7 protein-coding genes are annotated in these 9,209 nt (G+C 63.9%); 3 read left to right on the forward strand and 4 right to left on the reverse strand.

Translation table 11 applies throughout. The annotated features are described in order from the left end of the window. Both EOA24_RS17210 and EOA24_RS17215 read right to left on the reverse strand, forming a co-directional pair. The coding region (locus tag EOA24_RS17210) for an efflux RND transporter permease subunit (protein WP_133374535.1) at positions 1-2,019 on the reverse strand (2,019 nt) is incomplete at its 3' end. After that, positions 2,016-3,275, reverse strand: coding sequence for an efflux RND transporter periplasmic adaptor subunit (locus tag EOA24_RS17215; RefSeq protein WP_245463393.1), 1,260 nt, complete (start codon positions 3,273-3,275; stop codon positions 2,016-2,018). The genes EOA24_RS17210 and EOA24_RS17215, both read right to left, overlap by 4 nt. 138 nt (positions 3,276-3,413) lie before the next feature. On the opposite strand from EOA24_RS17215, the gene EOA24_RS17220 reads away from it, so the two are divergent. Continuing rightward, complete coding sequence (locus EOA24_RS17220; protein WP_126080903.1) at positions 3,414-3,947, forward strand: TetR/AcrR family transcriptional regulator; 534 nt, start codon at positions 3,414-3,416, stop codon at positions 3,945-3,947. A gap of 91 nt (positions 3,948-4,038) precedes the next feature. Further along, a complete protein-coding gene (locus EOA24_RS17225; RefSeq protein ID WP_126080904.1) occupies positions 4,039-5,649 on the forward strand; it encodes an inorganic phosphate transporter in 1,611 nt (536 codons plus the stop codon). Between the two features lie 448 nt (positions 5,650-6,097). Here the strand turns inward: EOA24_RS17225 and EOA24_RS17230 are convergent, their stop codons facing one another. Both EOA24_RS17230 and EOA24_RS17235 read right to left on the reverse strand, forming a co-directional pair. Then, a complete protein-coding gene (locus EOA24_RS17230; protein ID WP_126080905.1) occupies positions 6,098-7,258 on the reverse strand; it encodes a patatin-like phospholipase family protein in 1,161 nt (386 codons plus the stop codon). Continuing rightward, positions 7,251-8,039 carry an acetoacetate decarboxylase gene (locus EOA24_RS17235; RefSeq protein ID WP_126080906.1) on the reverse strand — a complete coding sequence of 263 codons (789 nt, stop codon included), beginning with the start codon at positions 8,037-8,039 and terminating at the stop codon, positions 7,251-7,253. Before EOA24_RS17235 ends, EOA24_RS17230 begins: the two co-directional genes overlap by 8 nt. Before the next feature lie 226 nt (positions 8,040-8,265). On the opposite strand from EOA24_RS17235, the gene EOA24_RS17240 reads away from it, so the two are divergent. Continuing rightward, entirely contained in the window at positions 8,266-9,051 is a 786-nt protein-coding gene (locus tag EOA24_RS17240) for a 3-hydroxybutyrate dehydrogenase (protein ID WP_127409926.1), read from the forward strand. Positions 9,052-9,209 lie beyond the last annotated feature (158 nt).

Genomic DNA, 9,209 nt, shown 5'->3' on the forward strand with positions numbered 1-9,209 from the left:
ATCGAAGACCTCCGAAGGGTCGCCAGTGGAGCGCACGACCATGGAAATCGGCAGGCCGCCGCCGGAACCGGGCAGCGTCGGCGGCGCGAAGACGAAGGCCTGAACGCCGGCGACCTTGGCGAGCCGTGCGGTGATGTCGGCCTGCAGTTCCTTCGAATTGCGCTTGCGGTCGGCCCAGTCCTTGAAGGCGAAGCCGACAAAGGCGCTGTTGGTGGCGCCGCCGAAGGCGACGGCCGAGAACTGCGCCCGGGTCTCGGGGATGTCCCTCACCAGGCCGAGCATCTGGTTGACATAGGTCTCGGTGTAGTCCGAGGTCGCATAGCGCGGCGCGGTCACCAGAGAGAGCAGGAAGCCCTGGTCTTCTTCGGGCGCCAGTTCGGTCGAGGTCTTGGTGAACATGAAGCCGGTGAGGGCGACAAGCGCCACGACGATGATCAGCGTCACCGGCCGGTTCCGGAGCGAGGCGGTGACGGCCCGTTCATAGAAGCGCTCGACGCGGCTGAATGTACCATCGACGATGCGCTGGAAGCGTCCGTGCTGGCCAGCCTTCAGCAAACGCGCCGACATCATCGGCGTGATCGTCATGGCGATCAGGCCCGACAGCACCACAGAGCCGGCCAGCGTCACCGCGAATTCGCGGAACAGCGCGCCGGTCAGGCCTCCGGTGAAGGCAAGTGGGGCGAACACGGCGGCCAGCGTGATGGTCATCGCCACGATGGCCGTCGCGATCTCGCGCATGCCGTTGAAGGCCGCCTGCATCGGCGACATGTGGTCCTCTTCCATGTGGCGGTGGATGTTTTCCACCACCACGATGGCGTCGTCGACGACGAGGCCGATCGCCAGCACCATGGCAAGCAGCGACAGAAGGTTGATCGAGTAGCCGACCGCAAACAGGATGAAGCAGACGCCGATCAGCGACAGGGGGATGGTCACGATCGGCATCATCACCGAGCGGAACGAGCCGAGGAACAGAAGGATCACCACGATGACGATGGCGACAGCCTCGCCGATGGTCTTGAACACTTCCTCGATCGAGGCGCTGATCTGGCCGGTGGCGTCGTAGACGACCTCGATCGTCATGCCTTTCGGCAGCGTTTCCTGAATCACCGGCACGAGCTTGGTGACCGCGGCCGCAGTCGTCAGCGGGTTGGCGGCCGGCGTCGGGAAGATGGCGAGGAAGGTTCCCGGCTTGCCGTTGAAGCTCACCCTGGTGTCGGTGCTGGCCGCGCCGAGCTCGACACGCGCGACATCGCGCAGGCGCACAACCTCGCCGTTCGTCGAGCGGATCGGGAGCTGGGCGAAGGCCTCCGGCGTCTGCAGGGTCGAATGCACGGTGATCGAGGAGACCACATACTCGTTCTGGGTGTTGCCGGGCGCCGACAGGAAATTCGAGTTGTTGATGGCGGTCAGCACGTCAACCGCCGTGGCGCCGCGCGCGGCGAGCCGGATCGGGTCGATCCAGATGCGCATGGAATATTCCTGGGCGCCGAAGATCTGGACGTCGGCGACGCCTTCCACGGTCGAAATGCGGGGCCGAATGACGCGCTCGATATACTCAGTGAGCTGCTCCTTCGTCATGTTCGGGTTCTGCATCGAGATGTACATCATCGCGAACTGCTGCCCGGTGCCCTTGACGATGACCGGATCCTTGGAGGCGTCCGGCAAGGTGCCGCGCACGCCCTGGACCTTGGACAGCACCTCGGCGAGCGCGACGTCCGGATTGGAGCCGAGCTTCATCTGCACCGTGACCGTGCTCGAGGACGGACGGCTGGACGAGGTGACGTAGTCGATGTTTTCGGTCGAGGCGACGGCGCGCGCGATCGGCGCCGAGATGAAGCCCTGGATGAGGTCGGCGCTGGCGCCCGGATAGGCCGTGGTGATCGTGATCGCCGTCTCGTCAACCTTGGGATACTGGCGGATCGACAGGCCGAAGATGCCCTGGAAGCCCAGCAGCAGGATCATGCAGGCCAGCACCGTCGACAAGACGGGCCGGCGAATGAAGAGGTCGGAAAAGCTCATTGCTGAACCTCTTTGTTCGCCGATTTGCTGGGGTCGATAGTGTTGTCGACAGCAACCGACATGCCGTTGAAGAGCCGGTTCTGGCCGGCGGTGACGACCTGGTCGCCGTCCTTGAGGCCCTCGACGATCTCGACCATGCCGTTGTTGCGGCGGCCGAGCTTCACGAAGATCTGCGAGATGGTGAACGCCTGCTGCTGCGCGGCATCGGCCGGCTTGGCGTCAGCCGGCTTCGTGGCGTTGTCGGCGGGTTTGGACGCGTCCGCCTGCGGCTTGGCGGCATCGGCGGTGGCCTTCTGCTCGTCCGGCTTTGCCGGCGCGGCAGCGGCGCCCTCCGCCGGCTTTGCCGGCACAACCACGAAGACATAATCGCCGTAGAGGCTCGTCGTCACCGCGGTTTGCGGCACGGAGATGACATTGTCTTCCTGCGGCAGCTCGACACGGATCTGGACGAACTGGCCAGGCGTCAGCTTGCCTTCCGGATTGGCGACCTCGCCGCGGATCGAAACCAGCCGGCTTGCCGGATCGATCTTGGGATCGATGCCGCGGATGGAGCCGGCAAACGACATGTCCGCAAGGCTGCTGCCGAGCTTGACGGTCTGGCCGATCTTGAGCAGCGGCAGCTGCTGTTCGGGAACCGTGAAGTCGACCCGCATCGTGTCCAGATCCTGGATCGTCACCACCGAATTGCCGGGGGCCAGATATTGGCCGATATCGATCTTCGGGATGCCGACCGTGCCGCCGAAGGGCGCGGACAATTGCTTCTGGTCGAGCACCGCCTGCAGCTTGTTCACCTGTGCCGCCGAGGCATCCGCGGCGGCGCGCGCGGCGTCGAGCGTCGCGTCCGTGCCGACGCCGCGCCGCTGCAATTCGATCGCGCGGGTCAGCGCCGCCTGGTCGGAGGCGGCCTGCGCCTTCTGCGCCACCAGATCAGCCTTCTCGACCGCGTCGTCCAGCTGCAGGAGCACCGCGTCGGTGGCGACCTTCTGGTTGGCGTGGAAGAGGATGTTCTTGACGATGCCGCTCGTTTCGACGGTAAGGTCGACGCCGCGCACGGCATTGACGGTGCCGATGGCCTCGACGCCCGGCGTCCATTCCGAAGGCTTGACGACCACTGTCGAGACCGTGGCGGCCGGCGGCTTCATGGTGGCGAAATACTGCTTGATGCCGGCATCGCGCATGAAGTTGAAACCAACGATGCCGACGCAGACGAGAGCGAGCAGAATCAGGAACACAGCGATGGTGAAAAAGCGCTTCACGGACAGTCCCCTCGAGTCGGCAACCGGCAAACAATCGATGCCGGGATATCGACAACAGGTCCCGACTTCAAACGGCGCCTTACTGTACCGGCTGGACGGTCTTGTCAATTCCGCCTAAGCTAATATAGGGGAGGCGTGATGAGAGCACCCAGGGCAAACTCACGCGAAAAGATACTTGCCGCCGCCGCCGACGTGGCGCGCGAAGCAGGCCCGGGAAGCTTGTCGCTCGAGGCAGTCGCCAGCCGCGCCGGGGTGTCGAAGGGCGGCTTGCTTTACAACTTCCCGACCAAGGCCAAGCTGATGCAGGGCCTTGTCGAAAGCTATCTCCGCGACTTCCAGACGGCGTTGGAAGCACGCACCGCCGAGGCCAGGCACGAAAGCGCCCTCTCGGCCTATATCAAGCTGTCGGCCGACGACTGCGAGCGACCGAAACCCTCGGCCTCCTGGATTTTCTCGGCGATCGCCGAAGATCCCGATTTCCTGGCGCCGATAAAGGCCTTCAAGCACCAACTGCTCGAACGGTTGAAGGAAGAGACCAGCGATCTCGGCTCGCTGCTGGTCTGCTTTCTCGCCATCGAGGGGATGCGCAGCATGAACCTTTTCGATTCCGATGTGCTTTCCGAAGACGAGCATAAGCTTCTGGTGGCCTCGCTCCTGAAGATAGCCGGATAGGTGGCCTGCCGGCCAAGGCGTCACACCAGCTTCATCCTAGGGACATAGCGTCCTTCCCGGTTCTTTGCTGCAATGCAAATGGAGTGGGACAATGGTGGACGTAGTTTCAAGTGAGGCGGGGATCCCGAGACCGGATCATCCCTTGGAGCAATCGGGCGGGGCGAAATGGTTTCTGCCGGCTTTCGGCGTGCTGGTGCTCGTCGGCATCATCTATGTCGGCTACGCGCTCAGCCAGGATCTGGCGATCGCCAAGACGGTACCGTGGATCCTGCTCGGCATAGCGCTTCTGATTGCGCTGGGCTTCGAATTCGTCAACGGCTTCCACGACACCGCCAACGCCGTCGCCACCGTCATCTACACGCGGTCGCTGCCGGCCGAATTCGCCGTCATGTGGTCCGGCGTCTTCAACTTCCTCGGCGTCTTGACCTCGAGCGGCGCCGTGGCGTTCGGCATCCTGTCGCTGCTGCCGGTCGAGCTCATCCTGCAGGTCGGCTCGTCATCCGGCTTCGCTATGGTGTTCGCCCTTCTGGTCGCCGCCATCCTGTGGAACCTGGGCACGTGGTTCCTCGGCCTGCCGGCTTCGAGCTCGCACACCATGGTCGGTTCGATCATCGGCGTCGGCCTCGCCAACCAGTTCATGGCTCCGGCAGGAAGCGCCACCAGCGGCGTCGATTGGGGGCAGGCGACCAATGTCGGCACCACCCTGCTGGTCTCGCCGATCGTTGGGTTCTTCGCCGCCGCGGTGCTGCTCTATGCGATGAAGCTCCTGGTGCGTAATCCTGCCCTCTACGAAGCGCCGAAGGGCAAAACGCCGCCGCCATGGTGGATCCGCGCGCTGCTGATCTTCACCTGCACCGGCGTCAGCTTCGCGCATGGCTCCAATGACGGCCAGAAGGGCATGGGCCTGATCATGCTGATCCTGATCGGCGTGGTGCCGACCGCCTATGCGCTCAACCGCACGCCCGACATCAACTATCTCGACGCCTATAAGTCGGCGTCCGTCGCCGTCGAGCAGGCGCTGGGCAAATATGTCAAGCCGGGGGTCACCGTCGCGGATGCCAATGCCGCAAAGGCCGCCGTGCAGGAAGCTGTGCGCAGCAAGTCGTGGAACGACCAGACGACGCTCGCACTGCAGACCTACATCCACAGCACGACCGCCGGGCTGCAGCCCTACGCCACCGTGGACAACGTTCCGACCGACCTGGTCAGCAACGCGCGCAACGACATCTACCTGATCGGCGAGGCGCTGAAGCTGATTGACAAGAAGAAGCTGCTGCCTATGCAGGACGCCGACCTGAAGGCGGTCACCGACTATCACAAGGCGGTCGACAACGCGACGAAGTTCATCCCGCTGTGGGTGAAGATCGCCGTGGCGCTGGCGCTTGGGCTCGGCACCATGGTCGGCTGGAAGCGCATCGTCGTCACCGTCGGCGAGAAGATCGGCAAGAGCCACCTGACCTATGGCCAGGGCGCCGCCGCCGAGCTGGTCGCGATGGTCACCATCGGCATGGCCGACCGTCTCGGCCTGCCGGTGTCGACCACCCATGTGCTGTCGTCCGGCGTCGCCGGCACGATGGCGGCCAACGGCTCCGGCCTGCAGTGGTCGACCGTGCGCAATCTTCTGCTGGCCTGGGTGCTCACGCTGCCCTGCTCGATCGCGCTCGCCTTCGTGCTGTTCGTGATCTTCCGCCACGTTTTCTGAGTCTAGCGCAAAGAGTTCAAAAAGGCAGCGCCGGTCGCCGGCGCTGCCTTTTTTGTTTGGGCAAAACCCATGTTCGGGACACGAGTCGCGAGGGATGTATTTGCTGCGTCGAAATAGCGCTCGGAGATAGCCGAGGCGCCCCTCATGTCGTCATTCCATGGCGGAGCAAGGAGCGAAGCGACGCGGCGCAGACCATAGAATCCATTCCGTTACCTATGAGCGTCACGGCGGTCAGAAAGATCTTTGTTCTGCGCCGTCTTTACCCTTCGCGCCAAGCCACGGAATGGATCCTCGGGTCTTCGCGACGCCGCTTCGCGGCTGCTCCGCCCGTGGATGACGACGCGAGGCAGAGTTTCGACAGTCTCGTAGGGCCGATCCGCTCGATCGAACGACTGGGTTCTCGCGGCCAACAGATACGATGCCGCTGAAAGCCGCAGCGCAGGGCTGATCAGGTCGGGTCTTCGCGATGCAGGTCGTGGATGGTGACGCCTTCGGCATTGTCGGGCAGCATCAGCCACTTCTTGTGGCGCAGCGTGCGCTCGGTGTCTTCCAGGCCCATCTCCCAGTGCTCGCGCATCGAGGTGCCGGAGAACTCATAGTCCTTGGCGTGGCCTTCATAGCCTTTGTGCTGGTAGATCAGGTGGACGATGTTGACCACGCCGGCGTCGGAATAATCGGCGATCAATTCCCTCTCGCCGTCCTTCAACTGCTCCGGCGGCACGCGCTTCAGCGCGTCAAGCAGCTTCATCTTGAGCGCGTGGATGCGCTGGAAATTGTCGGTGTTCTGGCGCGTGCGGCTGGAATACATGATGTCCTTGTGGCGCGACAGGACGTCGGCCATGCCGCGCGGCAGCACGCCGCGGGCGCTGAACAGATCGACCTGGAAAACCAGCGAGGAGCGGTCCTCCTCCTGGTCGAGCAGATATTGCAGCGGCGTGTTGGAGACGATGCCGCCGTCCCAGTAATACTCGCCCTCGATGCGGATCGAGGGAAAGGCCGGCGGCAGCGCGCCGCTCGCCATGATGTGCTCCGGCCCGATGCGCACCTTGTCGGTGTCGAAATAAACGAAATTGCCGGTCCGGACATTGACCGCACCGACGCTCAACCGCTTCCTGCCGTCGTTCAGCACGTCGAAATCGATCAGGCTTTCCAGCGTGTCCTTGAGCTCGGCGGTGTCGTAGAAGCTGGTGGCGCCGTCTGCCCCGGCCAGCTGGAACCAGGGGTTGGGGCTGCGCGGCTTGAAGAAGCCCGGCTGGCCCATGGCCATGGTCATGAATGACGAGGTCTGGTTGCGGATATCGCGATAGATGTCGCCTTCCGGCGTATAGGCCCAGATCTTGCGGCCCGAGACGGTCTGCCAGAACTGCTCCAGCCGCTGCAGGCGGCGGCTCGGCTCGTTGCCGGCGATGATCGAGGCATTGATGGCACCGATCGAGACGCCGGACAGCCAGGTCGGCTCGCAGCCGGCGTCGGCTAGCGCCTGATAGACGCCGGCCTGATAGGCGCCGAGCGCGCCGCCGCCCTGGAAGACCAGGGCGATGCGGTCGTATTGCGCGGTGATTTCAGCGATGGTGGCGGCGGCCGCCCTGTTGCGGTTGCGCTCAAGCACCGGCTTTCTCCAGCGCCTTCACGCCGGCAGTCGATCGGCCGTGGTCGGCGAGATAATCATGCACGACTTCGCCGAGGCCGAGCGTCAGATCGGCCGTGAAGTGCACGGCCGAAACGATGTCGAGCACAGGCAGCTTGGCCACATCGGCCATGACATGGGGGCGCAGGTCGAGCGCGGCGGGCGCCGTCCAGGCCTCCTTCAGTGTGACGTCGGTGAGATAGTAACGCACCAGCTCGCAGATGCGCGGGCTGCCGTCGACATGCGGAATGATCTTGATCAGGAAATTGGGCGCGGCGAGCGCTGCCAGCACCTGGTCGTGGTCGGCCTCGCGATGCTTGTAGCCCATGGTGCCGGTGGCGCACAGAACGCTGCCATAATGCAGCGTGCCGACCACCACCTCGCCCTCATGCACGATCTTGGGGCTGGCGAGCTTCTTGGGGAAGCCCCAGAGCTCGCGGCCGCCGGCGATCGGCGCGTCGTCGTCGAGATACATGGAATGCACATAGCCGCCATGTTGGCCCTTATAGCGCACCGGGATGACCTGGCCGGTCTCGGTGTAGTCGCCGAAGCCGGTCGAGTCCGGCATGCGGATGAACTCGTATTTGACCAGCGGCTCGTCAATCTCGAGCGGCGCGGGCACGACCGCCTCCAACGCCTCACGCGTGGTGCGGTAGGTGATGATGATGTATTCGCGGTCGAAGAAACGGTAGGGTCCGGGCGGGAAGGAAGGGTTGGTGAGGGGCATCGCGTAGGCGCGCTTCACGACATCGTCGATTTCCAAGCTATTCACCCATCGGTTCAGGAACGACACGCGCTGGACGCGCGGCAGGATATGTTGCACGGCACCATGACAGTGCCATGTCACCCGCATCGAGCGCCAGCTTGGCGGGCATCGGACAGCATCACAACATTGTAATCGCTACGACATATGGTCATGGCATTGTCATCCTGCGGCGCACAAACTATGTGCCCTTGTAGTTCCCTTCCCTCCTGTCGCGAGATCTCCCATGGGTTCCCTGTCTTCGAAGAATGCGCTCGTCACCGGCTCGACCAGCGGCATCGGCCTGGCAATCGCCCGGGCCTTCGCCGCCGAGGGCGCCAACGTCACCATCAACGGCCTGGGCGATGCCGCGGCGATCGAGCAGGAGCGGGCCGGCATCGAAAAGGATTTCGGCGTCAAGTGCCGCTACTCGGACGCCAACATGATGGATGGCGCAGCCGTCACCGCCATGATCCATGAGGCCGAGGAGGCGTTCGGCAGCCTCGACATCCTGGTCAACAATGCCGGCATCCAGCATGTCGCGCCGATCGAGGAATTTCCCGACGACAAGTGGGAGGCCATCATCCGCATCAACCTCCTGGCCGCCTTCTACGCCATCAAGGCGGCGGTGCCGGGCATGAAGGGTCGCAAATGGGGCCGCATCATCAACACGGCCTCGGCGCATGCGCTGGTCGCCTCGCCGTTCAAGTCGGCCTATGTCTCGGCCAAGCACGGCATTGCCGGCCTGACCAAGACGGTGGCGCTGGAACTGGCGCAGGACGGCATCACCGTGAATGCGATCGCGCCCGGCTATGTCTGGACGCCGCTGGTCGAGAAGCAGATCCCCGACACGATGAAGGCGCGCGGCATGACCGAGGAACAGGTCAAGCACGATGTGCTGCTGGCAGCGCAGCCGACCAAGGAATTCGTCACCGTCGAGGAGCTTGCCGCGCTGACGCTTTTCCTGTGCTCGGACGCCGCCAGGGGCATCACCATGGAAAACATCCAGATCACCGGCGGCGCCTTGTGGTAGCGCCGGCGCGCGAGGGTGGCCGGCAGCGCCTCGACACGCGCCGTCGCCGCATTCGCGCCATGCGTTTGTGCCATATGGCTTGCAGGCGCTCATTTGCCCGCGACAACATTTGTCGTTGAGTGCCGCACGATAGGACGGTAAGTTATATTGCACTGCAC

Source organism: Mesorhizobium sp. M2A.F.Ca.ET.039.01.1.1 (assembly GCF_003998035.1).
GTDB lineage: Bacteria > Pseudomonadota > Alphaproteobacteria > Rhizobiales > Rhizobiaceae > Mesorhizobium.

Excerpts from the sequence above, each read along its gene's own strand:
- EOA24_RS17225 (WP_126080904.1), top strand. The coding sequence starts at position 4,039 with ATGGTGGACGTAGTTTCAAGTGAGGCGGGGATCCCGAGACCGGATCAT.
- EOA24_RS17220 (WP_126080903.1), top strand. The coding sequence starts at position 3,414 with ATGAGAGCACCCAGGGCAAACTCACGCGAAAAGATACTTGCCGCCGCC.
- EOA24_RS17240 (WP_127409926.1), top strand. The coding sequence starts at position 8,266 with ATGGGTTCCCTGTCTTCGAAGAATGCGCTCGTCACCGGCTCGACCAGC.